The 23045-nt window shown below is 61.7% G+C and carries 20 protein-coding genes; 7 read left to right on the top strand and 13 right to left on the bottom strand.

The window, feature by feature from the left end; genetic code table 11:
• Positions 1 to 58: 58 nt before the first annotated feature.
• The 12 genes from HNQ65_RS24935 to HNQ65_RS26890 form a co-directional block, all read right to left on the bottom strand.
• Complete coding sequence (locus tag HNQ65_RS24935; RefSeq protein WP_184344283.1) at positions 59 to 553, bottom strand: hypothetical protein; 495 nt, start codon at positions 551 to 553, stop codon at positions 59 to 61.
• A gap of 50 nt (positions 554 to 603) precedes the next feature.
• On the bottom strand, positions 604 to 1356 hold the full coding sequence (locus HNQ65_RS24930) for a hypothetical protein (RefSeq protein ID WP_184344281.1): 753 nt from the start codon (positions 1354 to 1356) through the stop codon (positions 604 to 606).
• Positions 1357 to 1376: 20 nt separating this feature from the next.
• Positions 1377 to 1820, bottom strand: coding sequence for a hypothetical protein (locus HNQ65_RS24925; RefSeq protein WP_184344279.1), 444 nt, complete (start codon positions 1818 to 1820; stop codon positions 1377 to 1379).
• 39 nt (positions 1821 to 1859) lie between these two features.
• A complete protein-coding gene (locus tag HNQ65_RS24920; RefSeq protein ID WP_184344277.1) occupies positions 1860 to 2363 on the bottom strand; it encodes a tetratricopeptide repeat protein in 504 nt (167 codons plus the stop codon).
• A 25-nt stretch (positions 2364 to 2388) separates the two neighbouring features.
• A complete protein-coding gene (locus tag HNQ65_RS24915) occupies positions 2389 to 2760 on the bottom strand; it encodes a hypothetical protein (RefSeq protein ID WP_184344275.1) in 372 nt (123 codons plus the stop codon).
• Positions 2729 to 3676, bottom strand: a complete 948-nt coding sequence (locus HNQ65_RS24910) for a hypothetical protein (RefSeq protein WP_184344273.1) — start codon at positions 3674 to 3676, stop codon at positions 2729 to 2731. Before HNQ65_RS24910 ends, HNQ65_RS24915 begins: the two co-directional genes overlap by 32 nt.
• 254 nt (positions 3677 to 3930) lie before the next feature.
• Positions 3931 to 4377: an SMI1/KNR4 family protein gene (locus HNQ65_RS24900; RefSeq protein ID WP_184344269.1), complete on the bottom strand. Its 447-nt coding sequence runs from the start codon at positions 4375 to 4377 to the stop codon at positions 3931 to 3933.
• Position 4378: 1 nt separating this feature from the next.
• Positions 4379 to 10147 (bottom strand): hypothetical protein, encoded by a 5769-nt coding sequence (locus HNQ65_RS24895; protein WP_221306293.1) that lies wholly within the window; start codon positions 10145 to 10147, stop codon positions 4379 to 4381.
• Between the two features lie 139 nt (positions 10148 to 10286).
• The gene (locus HNQ65_RS24890) at positions 10287 to 11936 is read right to left on the bottom strand and encodes a hypothetical protein (RefSeq protein WP_184344267.1); all 1650 of its coding nucleotides are present in this window, start codon (positions 11934 to 11936) and stop codon (positions 10287 to 10289) included.
• 157 nt (positions 11937 to 12093) lie between these two features.
• On the bottom strand, positions 12094 to 12591 hold the full coding sequence (locus HNQ65_RS24885; RefSeq protein ID WP_184344265.1) for a hypothetical protein: 498 nt from the start codon (positions 12589 to 12591) through the stop codon (positions 12094 to 12096).
• A 249-nt stretch (positions 12592 to 12840) separates the two neighbouring features.
• A complete protein-coding gene (locus tag HNQ65_RS24880) occupies positions 12841 to 14562 on the bottom strand; it encodes a hypothetical protein (protein ID WP_184344263.1) in 1722 nt (573 codons plus the stop codon).
• A 12-nt stretch (positions 14563 to 14574) separates the two neighbouring features.
• Positions 14575 to 14703: a hypothetical protein gene (locus HNQ65_RS26890; protein WP_281382154.1), complete on the bottom strand. Its 129-nt coding sequence runs from the start codon at positions 14701 to 14703 to the stop codon at positions 14575 to 14577.
• A gap of 113 nt (positions 14704 to 14816) precedes the next feature.
• Between HNQ65_RS26890 and HNQ65_RS24875 the strand changes: the two genes are divergently transcribed.
• Both HNQ65_RS24875 and HNQ65_RS24870 read left to right on the top strand, forming a co-directional pair.
• The gene (locus tag HNQ65_RS24875) at positions 14817 to 15248 is read left to right on the top strand and encodes a hypothetical protein (protein WP_184344261.1); all 432 of its coding nucleotides are present in this window, start codon (positions 14817 to 14819) and stop codon (positions 15246 to 15248) included.
• A gap of 85 nt (positions 15249 to 15333) precedes the next feature.
• The gene (locus tag HNQ65_RS24870; protein WP_184344259.1) at positions 15334 to 15996 is read left to right on the top strand and encodes a hypothetical protein; all 663 of its coding nucleotides are present in this window, start codon (positions 15334 to 15336) and stop codon (positions 15994 to 15996) included.
• 72 nt (positions 15997 to 16068) lie between these two features.
• Here the strand turns inward: HNQ65_RS24870 and HNQ65_RS24865 are convergent, their stop codons facing one another.
• Positions 16069 to 16980 (bottom strand): carbonic anhydrase family protein, encoded by a 912-nt coding sequence (locus HNQ65_RS24865; RefSeq protein WP_221306292.1) that lies wholly within the window; start codon positions 16978 to 16980, stop codon positions 16069 to 16071.
• 128 nt (positions 16981 to 17108) lie between these two features.
• Between HNQ65_RS24865 and HNQ65_RS24860 the strand changes: the two genes are divergently transcribed.
• The 5 genes from HNQ65_RS24860 to HNQ65_RS24840 all read left to right on the top strand — a co-directional run bounded on the left by HNQ65_RS24860 (position 17109) and on the right by HNQ65_RS24840 (position 23029).
• A complete protein-coding gene (locus HNQ65_RS24860) occupies positions 17109 to 17990 on the top strand; it encodes a LysR family transcriptional regulator (RefSeq protein ID WP_184344257.1) in 882 nt (293 codons plus the stop codon).
• 110 nt (positions 17991 to 18100) lie between these two features.
• Complete coding sequence (locus tag HNQ65_RS24855; protein WP_184344255.1) at positions 18101 to 18316, top strand: Fic/DOC family N-terminal domain-containing protein; 216 nt, start codon at positions 18101 to 18103, stop codon at positions 18314 to 18316.
• Positions 18317 to 18670: 354 nt separating this feature from the next.
• Entirely contained in the window at positions 18671 to 20731 is a 2061-nt protein-coding gene (locus HNQ65_RS24850; protein ID WP_184344253.1) for a sodium-translocating pyrophosphatase, read from the top strand.
• A gap of 242 nt (positions 20732 to 20973) precedes the next feature.
• A complete protein-coding gene (locus HNQ65_RS24845) occupies positions 20974 to 22290 on the top strand; it encodes an energy transducer TonB (protein WP_184344251.1) in 1317 nt (438 codons plus the stop codon).
• A complete protein-coding gene (locus tag HNQ65_RS24840) occupies positions 22274 to 23029 on the top strand; it encodes a MotA/TolQ/ExbB proton channel family protein (protein WP_184344249.1) in 756 nt (251 codons plus the stop codon). Before HNQ65_RS24845 ends, HNQ65_RS24840 begins: the two co-directional genes overlap by 17 nt.
• Positions 23030 to 23045 lie beyond the last annotated feature (16 nt).

The raw sequence follows: 23045 nt of genomic DNA, 5'->3' as shown, positions 1-23045 counted from the left end.
CCCAACCGCGGCAAGTATCGAAAGGCGGCTTAATCAAGTGCCAGTCATACCTAGCATCTTATGCAAATGCTTGTTCTTTCTCTTCTTTTTTCACTTTTAATATGCGGCTCCATTCTTCCAGAAGTCCCTCACGAAGTGATTCATCTTGCAAGCCCCATACTATACTTCCGATCAGTTCAGGTCCTAGATAAAATTCAATCTCGAGACCATGCTTCATGGAGAATCGCTCCAGCATCTGAATGAGAGCAGAGACCTCCTCAAAATGGCCTTGATCCACCTCGTAGGGCAAAGGTGGCCCCTGAAGTGCGGAATACACATCCAGATAGCCTCCTAAAGGGTGTGAGTTTTCAGTCGCGTCACTGACAGTCTTCTCTGCCGGAAATCCGTCATCCTCTGACTCGGGATCAAAGAGCGCTGGCGGTGCGATCACCCATTGTCGAGATTGCGCCAGAAGCCGTAGCGATTCTGCCAATTCTGGCTGAAAGGCTTGCACGTCGGTGGTCAACACCACAAAGGAAAATTGATCTGTCGGATGGTTGAAGTCTGCATCCATATTCGTGTGAGTTTATTTCTTGAGAAGGTAATTAGGAAGGCGGTGGCTTTCTAAGCAGAATAAACTGGAAGTTGAGAACCGACACCTCCGGGATTGTAACGGAATCCTCCTGGCTTGTGTGCGTCCTTGTGACGCGAATATGGCAAAGGAACATTCAGTGGCAATCCTTGAACATGATGGATGCTAATTTTTTCGCCTTTTAGTCCAGCGTCTTCGGGGTGAACCTTTATCCATGCATCATCAACAATAGGAACTAATTCATTCTGAATTAACACCCGATTGGCTGGGCTGAGTAGATCTTGATAACCTACGGCATCCCATAATTTCATTGTATCTTTCCAATCTTTTGGATTGTTTCGTTTGACGCCTTTGCTCGTGGTATTGGACTTTTTCGTTTTTTTAGCTGCGGGTCCAGTAATCCCTGAGTTTGAAGTAGGTGGTTGGGGGCCGCTTGCGGCATTCGCAGGTGGATTTGACGAGGATGAAGCTGCGTAGCCAGGGGCGGTGGCTGGCTTGTCGGATGAAGTGGAAGTTTGGGTTGCTCCGCCTGAATCTGCCGCAGGCTTTCCTTCGGCGTCATTCGTGGTATTTGCTGGTATTTTTGACTGTGGTTCAGATGGAGCAGCCGCTTCAGGGTTTGCCTGCTTTCCGCTTGTGGCGGCATACTCCTCCACCACCTGCTCCGCCTGCTTGCGATCCGCCTGCACTTTCGGATTCTGCTGAGCCTCGGGCGGCATCTTTGACACGTTCTCGATCAGCTTCTGCGAATCCGCCACGCTCAGCGGCGGCGTGCTCGGCCGCATGGGAGTCTTCCCGTCACCACTTATGGTGTTTTGTGGTATTTACCCCCCCGACGAAGACTGCAGGCTCCCTGCATCATCCCCGCCATGCTGCCCCCCGGCCGAGTCAACCTCCGTCTGCCCGGGGTGCTTCTGGCATCCTGCTGCGCCTTCATCGCCCGCCCATGAGCGCCACTGCCCCCAATGAGCTCGGGGGAGCGCTGGATGAAATCTCCCACCACCTGACCGATGTCAGCTTTGGGGTTGGTCGCCAGCGCCGAGCTGATCTGGCTGAAGAGCTCGTCCGGCAGTTCCTTGGGGATTTCCGCCAGCGCGTGCGGGGGCACGTTGCGCAAAAGATTTTTCCAATATCCCTGCGCAGCCTCCTTCACAGCACTCTGCGTGCCGGCCTTGGCCCCCAGCGCAGCCTCAAAGCCCGTGCGCCCGCCCGCCGCCTTCAGCAGTGCCGTGGCAAGACCGGAGGCCAAAGCAAAGGGGAACTCCAGTCCTACACCACTTCTGCACGCTCAATCTACAGAGGGCGAACTTGCGCGCGTCTTGCGCTGAGCTTCTGCCCTGGGCCGCAACCAGTTCAACCTAGGGATAACGAGTTCCTTGACGAAGGGATCATCCTCCCCCTTGAGCCTGTAAATCGCAGCCGACTCTTCCAGCCAAGGTAGGGCTTCTTCATAGCGCTGCTGGTCCACGAGGCAGCGCGACAAGGTCATGGTGTACTCCGCAATGGTGCCATCACGATCTCGATGCCATTCACCATGCAAAAGCGCCCGATTGCGCAGGTAGGTGTCCAGAGCGTTTCTGGCCGCCACTTCCGCCTCCTGAGGCCGCCCCATGCGGATATAAATGCCCGCCATACGGTGCCATTCATACGCGGCAATTTTTAATGCAATTCTATCTTCTTTCAGGATTCCGAGAAGTTCATGAATGCATTCAATGCTACGTTCAAAGTTTCCTTTCGCCTTCTGGTCGCGACTCTCATGGCGAAGGTATTCTATTTTTTCTCCGTATGTCATAATGGCCCCTCATTTAAATTATCCCTCACCAATCATACCCCTCTCGGTTAACAAAAGGATTGTCTGGATCAAATTCAAACGGTTTTTGATCGTTGTACCCAGGTGATTCTCCAATGTTGTCCGTAGGACCATGGTATTCATAGTCCAACCATTGTGGATGATCAGGAACAGTATTCTGATTGGTTTTGCCTTTTTTAACTACTCCGGTCAAACGATTCTGTCCTTCCTCCACATATATCTGACCATTTGGATTCAGATACGCTACTGTTTCATGAGTTCCAGAACCCGTTCCTCCCTCAACGGGAGTGGCATTAGGACTTTTTGCCTCAGGCGCATAAAAGCGCACCCATTTCTTGCCTCCCTGCTCATAGATGAACCAAGGCTCTGAGGATTGCAAAAAGTTTGGCACCCTCCGGCAGCTCAGGCCTGCCGCCACTGATGTGTTGCTGACCCGGAAGAGGTGTCCTCAGACGCTCGAGTGCAGCCTTCGCATCCGCCAGCTCCTTCATCTGCGCCTCGCTCAGCGGCTCCTTCTGACTTTCCAACTGCTGCACATGGTCTTGCAGCACCTTCTTCGCCTGCTCCAGATCCGCCTGCACCTGCGAATGCCGCTGCGCCTCCGGCGGCATCTTTGACACGTTCTCGATCAGCTTCTGCGAATCCGCTACGCTCAGTGGCGGCGTGCTCGGCTGAGCCTTGCTGGCGGCGTCTTCGGCCACCACCTTCCTCGCCTGCTCCAGGTCCGCCTGCACCTGCGGGTGCTGCTGCGCCTCGGGCGGCATCTTCGACACATTGTCGATCAGCTTCTGCGAATCCGCCACACTCAGCGGCGGCGTGGATGGCTGCGTGAGAGGCTTTCCGTCTCCGCTTGTGGTATTCTGTGGTATTTCACCACCCGACGAAGACTGCTGACCCCCTGCGTCGTCCCCACCTTGTTGCACCCTGGCGGATTCAGTCTGCGCCTGTCCGGGGCTGCTTCTGGCATCCTGCTGCGCCTTCATGGCACCACCAGCACCACCAGCACCACCCATGAGCGCCACCGCCCCCATGAGCTCAGGGGAGCGCTGGATGAAATCTCCCACCACCTGGCCGATGTCAGCTTTGGGGTTGGTCGCCAGCGCCGAGCTGAGCTGGCTGAAAAGCTCATCCGGCAGCTCCTGGGGAATATCTGCCAGCGCGTGCTTCGGCACATTGCGCAGGAGGTTCTTCCAATAGCCCTGAGCTGCCTCCTTCACGGCAGTTTGTGAGCCGGCCTTGGCCCCCAGCGCGGCCTCAAAGCCGGTGCGCCCACCCGCAGCCGTCAGTGCCGCCATGACGAGGCCGGAGGCCAGCGCATAGGGTGCTGTGGCCTTCCATGCCTCGGCATGCGTCTTGCCTCTCCGGCTTTCTCCGCCGCGTAGTCTGAGAGCGTCTGGCTGCCGGTGAACAGCCCCGCCGTGCCCGCGATGGCCGCCACGAGATCGTGCGAGCTCGCAATCAGATCGCTGCCCACGGTGTCCAGCAGCTTGTGCTGCTGTATCGGCCTGACCTCATTACCTATGCCCGGTCCAAACCATTATTATTCACGCTATTCGGCCTTGAAGACCAGTCTCAGGTTATTTCCAATAGTAAGTAATTCGGTCAAATTTTGAGCAATATAAACCGCCCCTTTTTTATGAATGTAAGAAGTCCGAACCAAGTAGATGCCTGGCTTCGGCTCAGATGGTAGATACACCAGAAGCCCACATCCTTCATTATCACCAATGGCCAGAGACTCAGGAAACACCTCCTGAATATCATAGGCGGTGTTCATGTCGATGCAGTTAACGGGGCCCCAAACCCGCAAAAACCATTGCCCCTCCTCAGCAAGGTCCACTTTAATTTCAACCTCAGTCGCTTCACGAATAACACCGAGGTAATCAGAAGGAATAGTTATCGGAGAAAATGCAATCAACTCCTGAATTTCCGCCTCGCTGCAGCCAGGATCTTTGGACGCAATAGTGAGAGCCGAATTGAAATGCGATAAAATGCTCATATTAATATTTGATACGTTGATATGGGACCTTCAGCTTGTCTAGCATTCGATATTGCTGTTCCAAAACTGATCGAATGACGGCGGGTTTAAATCCAGCTTTACTCATGTCAGCGACAATATATCCAAGCTCTTCTTGCAGGCTCGAACTCCATGGAGGCTTGCCCTCATTCTCTCTTTGTCTTTGTCGTCTATTCTGCTCTGCAGAAATAATGGAATGAGGAAGACCTTTGGCTGTTTCAAGAGTAACTGTGGGAGCCAAGTCAGGGTGATATCCATATTTTTTGAGATTTTGTAATGCCCATTCTTGTTGAAGTCCGTGGTGTGACTGCATTCCGCCTCCATTCAATCCTTTGCCCTTGGGTATAGGCTGTGAATTTTTATGCGTCTTATTAAAAATAGGTGGCGTAATGGGTTTCGGTTTACCCGGTGAAACAGGCTTGGCTCCTCCTGGCGGAAACGATATGGAGCCTCCTGCTGGTGGCTTGCCTATAGGCGGTGGTGACTTTCCTCCGGACTGCCCGGGCTTGGCATTTTTTGGGGTGAGTTTTGCCGGCTGAGAGTTGGGGGCATTTTTTGACTGCGGGTTTGTCTGGCCGTTTGGCAATTGACTCGCCGTCGGCGCATCCGGATTCGCCACGTCCGGTCCTTGAACCGTCGCACCAATCGCATCCGCAGGCTGCACAGCCGCAGCTGGTGGCGGCGCATCCGCAGCAGCATGCCCCTGCGCAACAGGGCCATCGCCCGCCATCACCAGCTCCTTTGGATTCCCCGTATTGCGGTCTCCTGAGCGCTGGCTGGCGTCACGAGTGCCGGTCTGTGCCGAGTTCTCACGCTCAAGCAACCCTCGGGCACGGTCATAGGCCTGCTGTTCGTTCGGGTTGAGCCTCCGCTTGCTGCCCACCTTATCCAGGTTCGTCACAATCGCCCTGGCCTTTTCGATCTCCCCAGCATCAATGGTAGTTCCTGGTGGTCTCGTCTGCTGCCCGCTGGAGTCCACCGTGTGCGTCACGCCGCCTGTCGAGGAAGAACCGCCAGAGCTGACCGTAGCACTGCCCCCGCCAGCCTCACCGCTGCTGTCAGCAATGCTGTGATTGGCATTGCCCGTGGGCGGCGCGACTCCATTGGTAGTTCCGCTTGCTCCATCCTCTACCGGCTGGCCTCCGCCGCTGGACTTCGTGGTGGTGGTGGCAGATGCCCCGCCCGGCCACGGCCTCTTCAGCACTTCCCGCGCCTTCTCCAGCGCCTCCGCTTTTGCCGGGTCCAGCTCGCGCGGCTGCGGCAGCTTGCGCAGCGCCTGCTGCTCCGCCTCCAGGTTCGCCACCTGCGTCAGCGCCACCACGTTTTCTGAATGCGCCAGCTCACGCTGCTCCAGCAGACTCAGCTTCCCTGCCTTCTGCTTCTCCTTCAGCCGCTCGATGTTCCCCAGCACCTTCTCCGCATCCTTCAGCGTCGCCGCTGGTGCTGCGGGTGGTGCACCTGCCGCAGGCTGGCCGCTGCCGCCCGTCGCCGGTGCTTGCCGATCCCTCTTCGTGGTATCTTGTGGTATTTGTTGCCCTGATGAGGAAGGCGCTTCCGGCCCCGGAGCCACGCCACCCTCCGCCGCCGTTGGCGTGATCGGCATGCCTGCTCCTGGCTTCTCCGGCGGAGCACCCGGCTTCGGTGCCGGCACATCCGGGCCATCCACCCCGGCCACGGTAAAGGTCTGCTCCCCAGGACGCGGCGGCGGAGCCGAAGAGTCCACCCGGTCTGGGCCGGATGGAGGCGCAGGCGGCTTGCCTGCACCGCCCTGCTGACCACCCGTGCGATGATCCCCCGCAGCCTGCACTCCCCCGCCCAGCAGCGCCGCCGTCAGCGCGCTCTGCGGGAACTGCTCCGCATAGCTCGTCGCCGCCTCGTTGAAGCTCTTCCCCTTGCTCATCTCCGTGGCGATGTGATTGAACCCTCCATCAATCACCTCCTGCGGGATCTCCTCCGCCGCGCCCTTGAGCGCAGACTTGAGCACCGTGCCAAAGCTCCTCTTCGCCGCCTCCCGCGTCGCCGGATTGTTCAGCGCCTGCGCCCCGCCGGGCATGATCTTGCCCAGCGCCGCGCTCACCGCCCCCGAGGCGATGGCCGTGCCCGCAGCCGCACGGTGCGCCTCCTGCGGGCTCATCCCCTTGTCGAGGTGATGCTGCAGCAGTTCATTGTAGGTGCTGCCAGCGCCCTGCACAAAAGCCAGCGCAGCTCCGCCAGCGCCGCCGGTGCCCACCGTAAACCCTACGCTGGGCACCGCCTGCGCCACCCCGCTGACAATGCGGCCTCCTGTCCCTTCAATGGTGCCGGTGAGTTCATGCGCCTGCGTCAGCGCTTGATTTTGCTGGGCCATGGCTGCAGCAGCCTCGCTCACCTGCTTTCCTCCAATATCCAACCCCGTGATGTCCTGGAAAGTGTTTCTGGCCAGGGCCTCCGCCCCCAGCACTCCCGCCACCACCTGGCCGCCCCCAGCCACCAGAGAGGTGCTCACATTGTCCATGAACTTCCGCAGCCCGCTGCGTCCCTTCATCGCGTCCAGATAGAGCTGTGTCTTCTCATTGTCCGTGTACTGCCGCACGCTGCCATCCGGGCGCTTTTCAGAAAAATGACCCGCCGCCGTGTTGCTGGTCAGCCACTCGTTGTAGTCCTGGATGCCCGGCAGGGTCTTGCTCGCCTTCAGGGTGTCGGTGGCCTTGGTCAGCCACGCATCATGGTAGGCGGTCCACTGCTTCAGCGCCGCCTGCTTCGCCTCTTTGCTCGCAGACGAGCTGTTGACCGCCTGCTCAAACTTCGACTGGTCCTCTCCCAGAGACGGGTTCACAGCCAGGCCGCCATTGGGCAGCAGACGTGTGGAATCCTCAAACCCACCGATGCCAAGACCGCGCCTCAGGCCATTGATCACGCCGCTTTGCTCGTCGTGCCCCTTCTGCGTCAGCGGCGTGGAAAAGTCCATCACCCGGCGCGTTTCCAGATCGCGCCGCACCTCGTCCTCGCTCACGCCCAGCTCCTTCGCCCGGGCCTGCACCTGCGCATCGCGCTGCGGGTCCCCCTTCTCCAGCCAGCTCTTGAAGTTGGGCTTGCCCTTCGCGCCTTTGCCCTGCTCATACATCTGCTGCAGGCCGGCATCCTGCCTCTGCGCGGCCTCGGCTTTCTCTCGGTCTGCATAGGAGGACACACCGCCATTAAACTTGTTGTTTAAAAGCTGCCCGTCCTGCACGGAGAGGCGGCCCTGCTGCACCATCTGGCTGATGCCCTCCGGCGACAGCCCTGCCTGCGTCAGCGCGGCTTCGGCGGCCTTGCGGTCCTTCGCAGAGCTGCTGGCCTCCGTGCCTTTTTTGATGAGATCGCTCACCTCCGACTCGCTCATCGGCGGCTGGCTGCCCGGCAGGTACACCGGCGTGCTGCCGGGGGTGCTGTGTGCGGCCATGTCCAGCGCATGCTGGCCGATGCGCCCGTCCGCCCCAGCCTTCAGCGTGATGCGGTTGGTCTTCGGATCCAGCGTGGCAAAGGGCACGTCCGCACCGCTGCCGTCCGCCGCCTTGCGCGAGAGCGTGCAGACGCCGTCCGCGCCGCGCGTCACACGTACGTTTTCCGGGTCAGCGATCCCCAGCGCACCCTGCGCGGTGGCACGCGCAGCTGCGGCCTGGTCCACGGTGGTTTGCCTCTCACCCTTCCCCTGCGTCATCGCCGGCGCCTGCATCAGCATCTCATGCAACGTCATGCTTTTCCCCGGCTCAGGCGGCTTCCCTGGCTGTGCGCCAAAGGATTTCTCCGCTGCATCAAACACACGCTGCGTGGGCTGCCCCACCTGCCCCCGGCGCATGGCGGCGGCAGCGGCGGGGTCCTGCTTTTCTGCTGCAGCGATGTTGTTGACGTCCGTCACGCGCGCCTCCCCCTGCATGGAGCGTGCGTCCTTCTGCCACGGCTCATCATGCGGGCTCTCCGCAGCGGCGCTCTGATACCGGCTTATCTCCGCCTGGCGCGCACGCATTTCATGATTCAGCGCACGGTAGTGCTCATCGTGCTGCTTTTGCAGCGTCTGCACCTCCTGCTGCCGCTGCGCCAGGGCCTCCTCCGCTCGTATGCGCTCCTCGCGGGCTTGGATGCGCTTTGTCTGCGAGTCCGGTCCCGTGCTCTGGTCCGCAGCGGCCACAGCCTGATGGGCAGCCTCCAGGCGCTGCTGCGCAGCAGCGGCCTGCGCCTGCTTGTCCTTGATCTGCCCGGCCAGCTGCGCGCCCTGCGCCAGCTTTTCCTGCATCGCCTTGTCCGCAGCCTCCACACGCGGGGCCACGCCCTTCTGCGCCATCGTGCGCGTGTCAGCGCCCAGCTCCTGCCGGGTGCCATCAGCAGCAGTGGTGTAGCGCCTGCCTGCCTGATCCACCTGAAAAAGCGGCATCTTCCCCTCAGGCACAGTCACAGCCTTTCCGCCTGCCATAAACTGGTAGCTTGCCTTGCCATCCTTGTCCGTCACGCGGGTGATGTCATTCACCTTGATGGGATGCTGCTTCCCGTGATCATCGCGGTAAGGAATCACCGGCCCCAGCTCCTCATCATTGCGGAAGGAGTCCGCCGCAAACCCGGTTTGGTGCAGCAGCCCGCCTTTGCCATCTGGATGCGGCACCGTCTTGCCGTTCTCGATCACCGCCCCCGCCTTCCGCGCGTTTTCCAGCTGTGCCGCAGCCGCCTTCCTTTCCGCCTCCGCCCGCATGGCAGAGGCCGCCTCCGCACGGCTGGGAGCAGCCGCCGGGGCTGGCTGCACATTCTGCTGCGGAGCAGGGGCTGCGGGAGTATTCGCCGTGCCAGCATTCGGCACGCCCGCCCCCTGATTCCCCTGTGCCTGCGCAGCATCAGCCCCCGTCTTGCCATTTGGCGCGCCCTGTGCCTGTGCCTGTGCCTGTGCCTGTGCCTGTGCCTGTGGCTGTGCCTGTGCCTGTGCCTGTGCCTGTGCCTGTGCCTGTGCCTGTGCCTGTGGCTGTGCCTGTGCCTGTGGCTTCGCAGCCCCCGGAGTCTGCACCGGCACACCAGCAGGCTTCTGCACAGACAGCTCCGTCTGCTTCACCAGCTCCCTCTGCCTCGCCTCATCCTCTGGCGACTGCGGCACCTGCTTGCTCTGCCCGCCCAGCAACCGGCCCAGGTCCTCATGCATCTGCCGCTTCTCCGGGCTCAGATCCCCCGGGCGCATCACCGCCTCTGCCTCATGCGGATTTTTTAGCATGGTATTTTGTGGCACATCATAGCCACGTGCCATGCCGGGCACGCCGCTTTTCCCGGCCGCCTGCTGCTTCATCACCAGCGTCTCAGGCAGAGGCTCCCGCGGCAGACCATCATCATACCGCCTCTCCATCGTCATCGTCTGGGTCCTTGCAAACCCGCGCTGCATCATGTCATGCACCGCAGGCTCAGGCGGTCGGTGCGGCGCAGCTCCCGGCTGGGTCACGCTGTCCAGCCACCGCTGCGCATTCTGCTGCTCCTTGGGGTCCGTGTACCGCTTCATCATCGGGGCCGCGTTCACAGCAGGCTGCTGCTTCACAGCGCCGCTCTGCGGCTTCACCATCGGCCCTGCCGCCCCCTGCACTCCCTGGGCAGGGGGCGGCGCCATCGGCTTTCCTGGACCCGTGGCAGGCTGCGGCGTGGGCCGTGGCACTGGCGGCCCAGCCCCCGCCATCACCTCATTCACCGGCGGCTGCATCGGCGCAGTCGCTTCGTTCTTCTTCCGCCTCACCAGCGGATCATTCGCGCCTCCATTCAGAGATCGCATCTGCGTGCCATTCATCATCATGCCCATTCCTCCGTAAGCCCTCCCGTTCATCCGTTGCCCCCCACCACTCCTCCACCGCCACAGCTCATCACCGCAGCCCGGAGCCCGCCATCACCACACCCTCATCACTCGCGCAGGGCTACTGCCCCTTCCACTTCGCATACTTGTTGTCCATCTTCTGCCGCTGCGCAGCCGCAGCAAAAAACTCCTCCCGGCTCTGCCCCTCAAAGGTCGCCTTGCTCGCAGATCGTGGTGCCGCAGCAGGCGGCGTCGGATTGCCCGCAGCGGCCAGCGGCGGCTTCGGTGCCACATTCGCAGCACCCGCCAGCGGCGGCTTCGGCGTCGTGGTGCTCATCACACCCTTCAGCAGATTCCCCGTCAGCGGAGGCAGCGGCGCACCCGCCGCAGGTGCCTTGGGTGGCGCACCTCCCGCAGCCGCCAGCGGCGGCTTGGGCCCGGCAGGCTTCGCCGCACCCGGCACCCCTTTCAGCAGGCCGTCCATAAACGAAGTCTTCGGCGCATTCCCCGCAGCCGCCAGCGGCGGTCTGGGCGGAGTGGGGGTCGCAGCAGCAGCCGGTGGCGCAGGCGCCGCACCTGCCGGCTTCGCCGCAGCCGCAGGCTTGTCCGGCAGCCTCACCATCTTGCTCCCGCCCTGGCCATCGGGCGCACTCACAAACTGCCCCGCACCAGACGCCCCGCCCCCTGGCTGCCTCGCCTGAAAAAGCAGGCTCGTGCCCGCCCCGGGCTTCCCGTCCGCACCACGCTGGCTGATCGTCCCGCTCTCATCCATGTAGTGCCCCGCATTGCTGGAGTTGAACTTGTCACGGATCCCGTCAAAGCTCCCGTCCGCCTTCGCATTCGCCACGTTCGCCTGACGCTGCTGCGCATAGTCACTCGTCGGCTGCCGCTGCTCAAACAGCCTCGACTGCGGCTGACTCAGCGGCCCCGTCGCCGATCCCATCCCGGAAACCGGCGATGCACTCCCATCCCGGTTCAGCGTCCCCACGCGGATCGCCGTGCGTCCCGTGCCCGGCCCCGTCCCCGGCATGTAGATGTTGTTCCTCGGCCGCGCATCGATCCTTCCCGGCCTCGATCCAAAACTGCCCGGACCACCACCCTGCTGGTTTTGCGCCGCGCTCTCCTGCAGCTCATCAGGACTCAACTGCGCGCCCGGCTGACTCAGCGGCCCCGTTGCCGATCCCATCCCGGAAACCGGCGATGCACTCCCATCGCGGTTCAGCGTCCCCACACGGATCGCCGTGCGTCCTGTTCCCGGTCCCGTCCCCGGCATGTAGATATTGTTCCTCGGCCGCGCATCGATCCTCCCCGGCCTCGATCCAAAACTGCCCGGCCCGCCACCCTGCCTGTTTTGCGCCGCGAACTGCTGCAGCTGTGCAGGACTGAACTGCGGGAACGGCTGCGCAAGCGACCTCGAAGCCGCCCCCAAGGTTGCAGCCGCACTCTGCCCCCCGCCTCCGGCCATCGCACCCGCACTCGCTGGCGATTGCCCGCTCCCGAGCCCGCCCCCCTGACCGCTGCCCGGCATCGTGAGATTCGTATTCCCTCCCGGCTGCTGCCAACCCGCAGAAAGCTGCTGCCCTCCAGCGCCAGACGGCGATCCTCCAGGGCTTGGTTGCGATGCGCCAGCACCGGCCTGTGGCGCCTCAGCGGCCCCCTGCTTTCCCCCGCCACCAGACTCCGGCGCCTCCTGCCCTTCGTTCTGCGCCCCGCCCTGCTGACCCTCTGCCTGTGAAGGCAGCTCCTCCTCGTTTGTATCTTCGTCGTCCATGCAAGATTCCTTGGGACCACTTTGGAAATCGCAAGCTTATTTCATGCTTATTTCCACCACACCATGGTATCCACTCGTCCAGCAATCCCGCCAACGTCTCCATGCACGCCCATCCCCCGGCTTCAGCCAGGAAATCTCATCCCTCAAAACTCCGCCCTCACTCCTCGTGGCAGAAGTCCCCGTTGCTAAACACCACCGCGCGCCCCTCTTTCCCGTAAAACAGCACCGCATGCTCAGAGCCCAGCGCCTCGCACGCCGCCAGCACCGCGCCCGCGATCTCCCGCGTCACCGGCACGCGAGTCAGCACCCGCATCACCCGCGCCGCATCCGCCTGGCTCTTCGAGATAAAGTCCGCCTCATCGTCCGTCATGTCCTCGCTGAAAGTGCCCACCTCGCCCAGCGCATCGCGCATCGCGCCAAAGAACACCTGAAAATTCCGCACCTCCTCATCCTCCGTCAGCTTGCGGTCCAGCTTCTCCGCATGCGCCTCAAACTCCTTCATCAGCTCACGCAGCTCCTCCTCGCTCATCCAGTGCTCCATCACACCGCTGGTCGCATCCTCCACCTCTTTGGCAGCAGTCATCGTCCCAGCACCCGCACTCCCCGCAGCCACCAGCGGCATCCACGCAGCAGAAATCACAGCATCAGCATTCATAACAAAAAATCATCGGTTGGCAGCTTCGCGCATCATTGCGCCATCAATCACAGACAAACATTCGACGTCTCACGTCATAAAAATAATCACACAATTCTCCCGCCCACCGCCACCAGACACTCAATAGGCCCCCACCCTACACCTCAGCCATTCAGACCTCTTCCTCTTCCTCTTCCTCGATCCATCCACACCGTCATCACCCAGAGCCAATTTTCAGTTTTCAGCTTTTAGCTTTCAGCTTTTCAATCCCTACCCCTCCACCCGCCGATAATCCATCGGCCTCCTCCTCCTTCTCACCGCCTGCCGGTACAGCGTCGCACTGCCCTTGCAGCGCAGCGCCATCGCCAGTCCCAGCACATCATCATCGTGGCAGCCCGCACGGGCCTGCTCGCGCCCGTTCTTGCTCCACATAAAGTTCCGGCACTCCGTCAGCAGATGCGGGCACCACACATCCAGCGTCCCGTTGAGAAACGCCAGCGCCAGACCGTCGATCACCTCTCTCCGCTGATCGCGGTCCTTCAGCTTCCAGCCCAGCATGTAGCTCTGCTTCTCCCGGTCATACGGGTCCACCACCTGGCGCTTGTACAGCGGCACGCCCGCGTCCTTCAGCCGCTCCAGCACATGCAGCCCCATGTTCACCTCCAGCACCACCAGCGCCCCGCCGTAATACGCAGACAGCAGCGCGATGCACTCCGCCGTCAGCTTCGTCGTCCCCGTAAAAGGCGGCCGCACACGCGCCACCACCGCATCCTTGTAGCACGCACCGCCCGCCTCCGAGTACGCCGTGCGCAGCACCCCGATCGAGTGCCGGTCCGGATCCCCGCTGCACGTCTGGTCCTCGCCCGTCATCGGATCGCACCACACCAGGTAGCTGCACCCTGGCCGTGGCGGCTCCCACACCTGAAAGCACCCAAAGCCCGACGCATCCCCCTGAAACACCACCGTCTCATTCTCCATCTCCACCAGCGCCCCCGTCACCGGCTCATGCAGCCGCGCCCCCAGCTCCAGCCGCCGCAGCGCCGCCACATTAAAGCGCGGCCTGCCGGAGGAAAGAAAGCAGCTCACCTCATCCTCCGGATAGTACTCATCAAACGTCTCCTCCGAGCCCGAGCACTCCGCCTCCATGATCGCACGCCGCCACGCCATCTGCTCATGCGTCCATCCATAGCGCGCACGTCCGTTCGCCTCACGTGCCGTCAGCGTCGCCTCCAGCCGCGCCCGCATCTCCTCCGTCACCGGCTTCACATTCTCCGGAAACTCATACCACGCCGCAAAGACCTTCACCCACCCGTTCCCCGGCGCACGATCCCCCGCCTGCCACGCACGCACGAAATCCTCCAGCTCCAGCGCCCCCTGCCACGTCTCATAGTGCCACCCGCTCGCCCCGTCCGGCGTGCTCTCCGCGATCGCTAGCCCCGCATCATTCAGAGACGGCAGGATCGATGCCATGATCTTCTTGTCATCCTTCACCCCGCCGCGCGGATACTTTGCGCTCTCGCTGAAAAGCACCGCCTGCCTCGGTCTTGAGATCCCCGGATTCATCGACTCCGCGCTCGTGATCGTCGCCGTGCTCCCGTTCTCCCACTTCATCCGCGTCTCCCTCGGCGCCAGCGGGTTCTGCCATGGAAACCGGTCATTCTCGCTAAAGGTCCGCATCCTCTCCAGGATGCCCTGGCTGTTTGCGCTGATGTTTGCCAGGATCAGCGCATCCGTGTTCCGCTGCTGGCACAGGTGGTAGATCACCTCCACGCTGAAAGTCGTCCCCCCGCACTGCCGCGTCTTCGTCACGATGATCCGTATCGCCGGCACCCCCAGCGCATTCAGCACCTCCACCGCCTCTCCCATCCGCCGCTGCAGCACATTTGCCTTCGGCGTCTCCAGCCTCTTCGTCGTCGCGTTCTGCACCTTCGTGCAGGTCTCGAAATGTACCAGGGGCGAATGCGCCGCCAGATGAAAATCAGCCTCCTTCATAATCGTGGTTTTTCAAAACCCCTTGGGACCCTTTTCAAAATCACAAGCAAATATTTCTTCCCCGCTTTCCTCTTCCTCTTCCTCTTCCTCTTCCTCTTCCTCGCCGCATCCAGCATCCAGCATCCACAAATCATCAATCACAAATCGTAAATCATAAATCGTAAATCATAAATCATAATTCCCCCCTCCCTCATCTTCCCCGCACTCCCCCCTTTCCCCACGCCTCATCCTCTGCTAAAAATCCGCCACCTCTCATGAAGCACCTCCTCACCAGCCTGCTCTCGCTCGTCGTTCTCGCCTCCTGCGCCACCAAGCCCCGCGACCTCGAGCGCTGCCCTCCCGGCCTGCCCTCCATCCGGGTTTCCCAGGCGGTGGACTGCACCTACCCAGGCGGCCAGTTCACCCTCCCCGCCGGCATCTATCAGCCCGAAGCCCAGTCCTCCAAAGGCATCTACTACGTCGCCCCGGAGCGCCTCAAGACCATCGGCATCATTCGCGATGGCCACGAGCGCGGTGGCCTCTTCATCGCCAATGAAGGCTGGCAGTGGGCCTGGACCGGCCACCCCGGCCGCGAAGCCGCCGACAGCGAGATCACCATCCTCGGCAAGCGCGGCATCATCATGCCCACCCACTACAAATTCGAGCCCTACGTCAAATACACCAAGGTCAAAACCAAAGGCCGCTGATCACTTCCAGTTCAGCCCACCTCCCTCTGCCCTGGGCAACCAGTTCATTCTGGCTTCTTCAGTCGTAGCCAGACCTTGATGCCTCATGAATCCAGACACCGGTGGCTCCTCGCCTGCACCCGCCCAGCCCCCGCCTGCCGCCCAGCAAGATAGCGCCGCCACCGGGCACACGGGGCGTGGCTCCGTGCTGCTGCAGGAACTGAAGCCCCTCCTCCTCCTTCTTTTAGTCCTGGCGATCCTCGCTTTCGGTGGACTCGCCCTGTTCATCTATCGGATGTTCAACCCTTCGCAGGTGCGCAGCCTCGACGCCTATCCCAAATACCTCGCCAAGTTTCAGCGCACCTGGGCACCACACTTCCCTGCGGAGATCCCCGCAGATGCGACCCTCAAAAAATTCTGCTACTTCCCCGGAGTGGGGAGCGGCCATTGGTACATGCAGCTGAGGCTCCAGCGCCCGGCGGAGCAGATCCGTTCGCTGTACAGCCAGTCTTTGTCGCAACGCACCGCATCCTTCCACGGCGGCAGCCACAAGGAGCACTCGCTCCAGCCCGATGGCATGGCCACCACCTTCTTCTACACCGGCGACGAGCCCACAAAAGCCCCCTTTCCTCCGGACTATGAGATCATGGTATTTGATCCCATTCTGACATCCGAGCAAAAACAGCAGAACCATTCCTATCTCTTCTGTCACGGCGTGGCGATCAGCCTTCAGAGAAACGAGATCATCTACTGGTCAGCCACGTGGTGAGATCTGACCTCCCTCCACGTTTCAAAAAGCAGCGGCGGCAGCCCTCGCTGCACTCCGTTCCCACGTGCCAGACTACTCAATAAACTCCAGCGTCCCGTCCGTCAGGCGGTAAAACGCACCCACGATCTTGATCTCCCCCTTTTCTTCCATCTCCTTCAGGATGGGGCTCCGCGTGCGGATCTGGGAGAGCGCATAGCGCACATTGTTGCGCGCCACATGGCGCATGTACAGCGGGTTGGAGGAGATCTGCTCACCCGGGAAGTCCTTGCTCATCACCACCGCAGGCTTGATCTTTGCCAGCAGGCTCGTCAGGTTTCCCATCTGCACATCATCAATCGCCCCGCGGATGGCACCGCAGTGCTGGTGCCCCATCACCAGGATCATCTTGGCCCCGGCTGCCTTGCACGCAAACTCCATGCTGCCCAGGATGTCCTCATTCACCAGGTTCCCGGCCACACGCGCCACAAAGACATCGCCGATCCCCTGGTCAAACACGTCCTCCACCGGCACACGGCTGTCCAGGCAGCTCAGCACCACAGCCTTGGGGAACTGCCCCACGGCAGATTTGCGCACCTGCTCCGGATGATTACGGCGGGTAATATGGCCGCTGCGGAAGCGCCTGTTGCCGTCTTTAAACTGCTGCAGCACCTCGTCCGGTGTCAGTCGCGCCTGCTCCTCGGCAGTTGTCACATGGCTTTCAGCAGGATCTTCCTCCGGGATGTCACTCTCATAGGCGGCGATGGCGGAAGAGGCGGCGATGAGATCGCTCTGGATGCGCTGGAGGAGCTTTTCGGCACGGTCGGGGTCGAGGGTGACTTCGATCTGCAGCTTGGCGGTTTCAGCCGGCTCTCCATCGTCGTCGGTGTTCTGGCCGTCAATGCCACGCACGGGCACGATCATCTGCCCCTCGGCACCGATCTCCTCCAGCAGCGCCGTCACGTGCTCCTCCACAGCAGGTGCGCAGATGATGGAGACACGTTTCATGGAGGGCGGATTCATAGGCGGATAAGAGACAAGAAGAGGGATTATGACACCTGATTCCTGAGACAGGGAATCAATTCGTTCCATTTCAAGAATTGGCAGACATCGTTCGCTTTGATAAAAGGATTGTCATGGCATTTTTAAACTACCACCACCTTCGCTACTTTCGTGCCATCGCCATGGAAGGAAGCCTCACCAAGGCGGCAAAACAGCTCAAGCTCTCCCAGTCCGCCCTCAGCGTCCAGCTCCGCAGCCTGGAGACCAGCCTCGGGCAGGCCCTCTTTGAGCGCAAGCACAAGACCCTCATGCTCACCGAGGCCGGGCGCATCGCCCTGGAGTACGCCCACGCCATCTTCCGCAGCGGCGAGGAGCTCTCAGACGTGCTCAAAAACCATGCCGGTCGCGGCCGCGGCCTCCTCCGCGTCGGTGCCGCCTCAAACCTCTCCCGCAATTTCCAGCTCAGCTTCCTCCGCCCTCTCATCCCCCGGGATGATGTCGAGCTCATCATCCACTCCGGCACCCTGCGCGAGCTCCTCGCCCAGCTCCAAAACCACAAGCTCGACGTCGTCCTCTCCAACACCCCCGTGCGCCGCGATGCCGAAACCGGCTTCCACAGCCACCTCCTCGATGAGCAGTCCGTCAGCCTCGTGGGCCACAAAAAGCGCGGCATGCGCCCCTTTCGCTTCCCCGAGGACCTGCGCAAGACCCCCATCGTCCTCCCCAGCCTCGAAAGCAGCATCCGCACCGCCTTCGACATCCTCATGGACCAGAGCGGCATCCGCCCCATCATCGCCGCCGAGGTGGACGACATGGCCATGCTCCGCCTCATGGCCCGCGAGACCCACGGCGTCACCCTCGTCCCCCCCGTCGTCGTCAAAGACGAACTCGAAACCGGCACCCTCGTCGAGCGCCACCGCTTCCCCCAGATCAAAGAAACCTTCTACGCCATCACCCCCAGCCGCCGCTTCCCCAACCTCATTTTGCGGGAGCTGATGAGGGAGAAAAAGAAGTGAGGGGTGTAATGGGGGAGCGGGTTTCTGCGGCGCAGAAATGTTAAAGAAAGGCCGGTTCCTTTACATATCGGGCACCATCTGTTCAAAAAAACCAATTTTCTTAACAGGTCATGACTTTGCTCAAACCTTTGCCCCTGCCAAATTTGCACTCACTGGAAACGGCGAAAGTGTGGAAGGCCTTGCGGGATGCTCACCGCAGCCTGGCGGAGCTTAAAGGGGTCTGTGCGGCACTGCCCAATCCGGCCATTCTGGTGGATACTTTGGCTATCCAGGAAGCAAAGGACAGCAGCGGGCTTTCTGGAGAAAGAGAAGATCGGTCGCAGTAATTTTTATATTCATCGTCCGCTGTATCAGTTGCTAACGACCATTCAGCTCCCAGCTTCCTGAAAACGGAAGAAGCCGCCGGTGAACCTGGCTTGTATCAGCAAAGACAAGAAACCTGAGACTGGGAGACGATTGGAATAGCTTTCCGGGCATTTCCACCTAGGTGCCATCACCAGCCCCATTCCCCTTGGCAATCAGACATTTTCGAAAACTCTGCGCAAGTTCTTGCCACAAATTTGCGACTTGCTAAAGTTCGCGGCTTTACCCGGCCCGGTCCGACCAACCTGGAAGGCCCCCGGGCGGCGCGATTCATTGCTCCGTTTCACGTTCCTACACTTCATCCATCAACTGATCACATGGCTCCTTCATTCTTGCTGACCAACGGCATCACTCTCGCCATCGCCCTCGCTGTCGTGGGGCTGGTGTTTGCGTTCATCCTCATCCGCCAGGTGGTGGGTTCAGATGCAGGAAATGAAAAGATGCATGAGATCGCCAGCGCCATCCAGCAGGGTGCCAAGGCCTATCTTAATCGCCAGATCGTCTCCGTCAGCCTCATCGCAGTCGTCATCCTGGCCGCCGTCTGGTATCTGCGTGGCGGGCTCACAGCCGCAGGCTTTGTGGTCGGCGCAGTCTGCTCCCTCGCCGCTGGCTACATCGGCATGATGATCGCGGTCCGCGCCAATGTGCGCACGGCGCAGGCCGCCTCCGTGGGCAGCCATCCCGCGCTCAAGGTCGCCTTCAATGGCGGTGCAGTCACCGGCCTCCTCGTCGTGGCTCTCGGCCTCCTCTCCGTCGGTGTGTTCTATCTGGTGGTTCGCGGCGCGGTGGACCACGCCAAGCACGCCATCGACTCCCTCGTCGGTCTGGCCCTCGGCAGCTCCCTCATCAGCGTCTTCGCCCGTCTCGGCGGTGGCATCTACACCAAGGCGGCCGATGTCGGCGCCGACCTCGTGGGTAAAAACGAGCAGAACCTCAATGAAGACGATCCCCGCAATCCCGCCACCATCGCCGACAATGTGGGTGACAACGTGGGCGACTGCGCCGGCATGGCCGCAGACGTCTTCGAAACCTACGCCGTCAGCCTTATCGGCGGCGTGCTCGTCGGCCACCTCACCGTCGGCACCGAGGCCGCCGTCATCTACCCCTTCGTGCTCTGCGGTCTGGCCATCATCGCCTCCCTGATCGGCATCGGCTGGGTCAATTTCATCAAGCAGGAAGCCACGACCTCCCTCGTCTGCGGCGTGGTGGTGGCGGGTCTGGCCGCTGCAGGCCTCTTCTGGTGGGCCACCGGCGCCATCTTCCCTGAAGGCCTCAAGATCGGCGGCATCGCCGTGGCCCATGCCAATCTCTTCTACTGCGCCGTCGTCGGCCTCGTCATGACGCTGCTCGTCGTCTGGATCACCAACTACTACACCAGCACCCACTACGGCCCCGTGCGCAAGATCGCCAAGGCCTCCGAAACCGGCCACGCCACCAACATCATCGCCGGCATCAGCATCGGCAATCAGGCCACCCTCCTCCCCGTCCTGGCCATCGCCGCCTCCATCTGGTACTGCTACGATCTCGCCGGCCTCTACGGCATCGCCATCGCCGTGGTCTCCATGCTCTCCCTCTCCGGCATCGTCATCTCCCTGGACGCCTTTGGCCCCATCACTGACAACGCCGGCGGCATCGCCGTCATGTCCGGCCTGCCGGAAGGCGTGCGCAAGATCACCGACGAGCTCGACGCCGTGGGCAACACCATGAAGGCCGTCACCAAAGGCTACGCCATCGCCAGCGCCGGTCTCGCCGCCATGGTGCTCTTCGGCTCCTATGTCGAGGACCTTCAGGCCTTCGTCGGTCACAAGGTCAGCTTCGACCTCATGGACCACCGCGTGGTCATCGGCATGTTCATCGGCGGCCTTCTGCCCTTCCTCTTCACCTCCTTCTGCATGAGCGCCGTCGGCAGCGCCGCTGGCTCCGTCGTCATGGAAGTCCGCCGCCAGATCGGCCTGAAGCCAGGCATCCTCAACGGCACCGAAAAGCCCGACTACGCCCAGTGCGTGGACATCGTGACCAAGGCCGCCCTCGGCCAGATGATCGTGCCCGCCCTGCTCCCGCTCATCTTCGTCATCGGTGTGTCCTACCTCGGCATGGAGGCTCTCGGCGGCGTGCTCATCGGCACCATCGTCACCGGCCTCTTTGTCGGCATCTCCATGACGAGCGCCGGCGGTGCCTGGGACAATTCCAAGAAATACATCGAAGAGGGCAACCACGGCGGCAAAGGCAGCTTTGCCCATCAGGCAGCCGTCACCGGCGACACTGTGGGGGACCCCTACAAGGACACCGCAGGTCCTGCCGTGAACCCGATGATCAAGGTGGTCAACATCCTCGCCATCCTCATCATCCCCATCGTCTTCAAGGCGGTGGTGAAGTAAGGCCTCCTCTCCAAAATCGACTTCCCTCAAAGGGCCCCCGCACACCGGGGGCCCTTTTTGTTTTTGGGCCCGCCGTCCGCTCAGCCAGGCCCTGTGCCCTCAAGGGACACACGGGATGCCCTGAGTGGCGTGTCGGGGGGATCATTCTGGATTTGCTTCTTAGGGCGTGGGGGGCACTATGCGGGGGTGGGGCTGCGCCTGCTTTTTGGCAGGCCGCGGCAGCCACCTGAGTTTTGCCCTTTGTGACCGCGCTCTCCCAGCCAGACAACTTCAACAACAGCAGCAATAACAACCTGCGCATCGCCATCACGGGCACCATCGTGGTGCATGCGCTGCTGTTCGTGCTGCTAGCGTGGCTGTTTGCCCAGGAGTCAGCGCACAAGCTCTGGAAGCAGGCGCACCAGCCGCCCAAAGAGAAAGAGGTCACCCTCATCTTCCCGGAGCAGCTCATGCCTCCGCCTGAGCCGGTAAAGCCAAAGCCACCTCCACCACCGACACCACCCCCGCGAAAGCCGGAGGTTTACATGCGAACCTCCCAGAACCAGGAGGCGGACAGCGCACCCAAAAATCCTTCCTTCATCGCGGATAGAAACACCAAGGCCTCCACCAGGATGGCCCCGCCTCCTGATGGCACCGAGCCCCTGCCCACCATGAACGGGCTCAAGATCCCCACCCGTGAACTCGCCGACCGCGACCACCATGACGGCGACCTGAAAGACGACGCCAGACCCAAGTCCCCCGAGCGCTCCATCCCCATGCTGCAGCCCCAGCCGCCGCAGCCCCCCGCCCCGGAGGCTCCTCGCACAGAGATGAAGCCCCAGCAGACGGCGTCCCAGTTTCAGCCGGCAAAGCCAGCCCCACAGCAGATAGCCAAGGCCAAGCCCGACGACACCCCGCTCACCAAGATGATGGAGGAGGCCGACAAGGAACTCGCCAAGGTGGACAAAAACCTCCTCCCCATCGAGGTCAAAAAACCGGACGCGATGCAGAAGAAGCCCGACGCACCGCCCACCACAGATCCCAAGGCCGAGCCCGCCCCCACGCCCAAGCCCGAGATGGCGCAGCAGTCCCCTCCGGAGTCCATGCCGCAGAAGCCCGTGCCCAAAGCCCTGCCCGTGCTGGATGACGAGGTCATCACCCGCACTACGCCAAACCAGGCCCCCAATTCCTTCACTCCCTTCACACGCAGATCGCAGACCAAGGGCACCATCTCCACCCGCGGCACCGAAGACTCCGTGGACGCCGAGGCCACGCCAAAAGGGCGCTACATCCGGCAGGTCACCGGCCAGGTGGAAAAGAAGTGGCACGTTTACCGCCTCCTCCGCCGCGATGGCGTCACGTACGGCAGCCTCCAAGTCGTCTTCTTCGTCAACAAGCAGGGCAAGGTCGAAGACCTCCGCATCGTGAACGACAAAGATTCCAATCCCATCCTCACCGGATTCACCCTGCAGGCGATCCGAGATGCGGACATCCCCCCCATGCCTGCAGACGTGATCCCCTCGCTCCCGATGAATGATCAGGAGCGCCTCAAAGTAGAATACAATGTGCTCATTTACTGATCTGATCGTCCAGTCCGCCGTCTCCCCCATGCTGGCTGCCGCCGCCACTGCGGCAGCTGAAAAGACCGCCACGGCCGCCGCGCAGCCTTCCGGCCTGCAGCTCCTCTATGAGTTCCTCGCCACAGGCGGCTTTGTCATGGCGCTCATCGTGCTCTGCTCCATGGCCGCCATCGGCGCCTCCATCCTCTCCTGGCTGCAGATGCGGCCGCAGATCGTCATGCCCAATTCCGTCGTCAGCCAGCTCCGGGCCATCCCAAATTATGCTCTAAAGGGCGACATCCGCCCGCTGCAGGAGTTTCTCTCCAATGATGCCTCCATGCTCGCTCGCCTCGGCAGCATGGCCATCAGCGGCGCCTTCACCAGCAAGCAGGAGTGCCATGACGCCTGCGCCATCAAGGCCCGCGAGGAGATCCACCGCCTGGAGAGCGGCATCCCGCTCCTTGAGGTGCTCATCACCGTGGCTCCCCTCCTCGGCCTCCTCGGCACCACCGCAGGCCTGGTGGGCATGTTCTCCGCCTTCGGCACCGGAGAGGGCCCGGACACCACCGTCATCGCTCACGAGATCGGCGTGGCGCTGCGCTGCACCATCGCGGGTCTGTTTGTCGCCGTGCCTTCCGTGCTCGCACACACCTATTTCACCCGTCGTCTGGACGCCCTCGCAGTGCGTGTGGAGTCCGTCATGCAGGAGGTCATCCAGCATTTCTACCAGCACTTTGAGGTCCAGCGCCCGGCAGCCTGAGCCCACACCACTAGTG

The organism is Prosthecobacter vanneervenii (genome assembly GCF_014203095.1).
Classification (GTDB): Bacteria; Verrucomicrobiota; Verrucomicrobiia; order Verrucomicrobiales; family Verrucomicrobiaceae; genus Prosthecobacter; species Prosthecobacter vanneervenii.
Note: the sequence above shows the minus strand (reverse complement) of the source record. Positions and strands in the feature narration are given on the sequence as shown.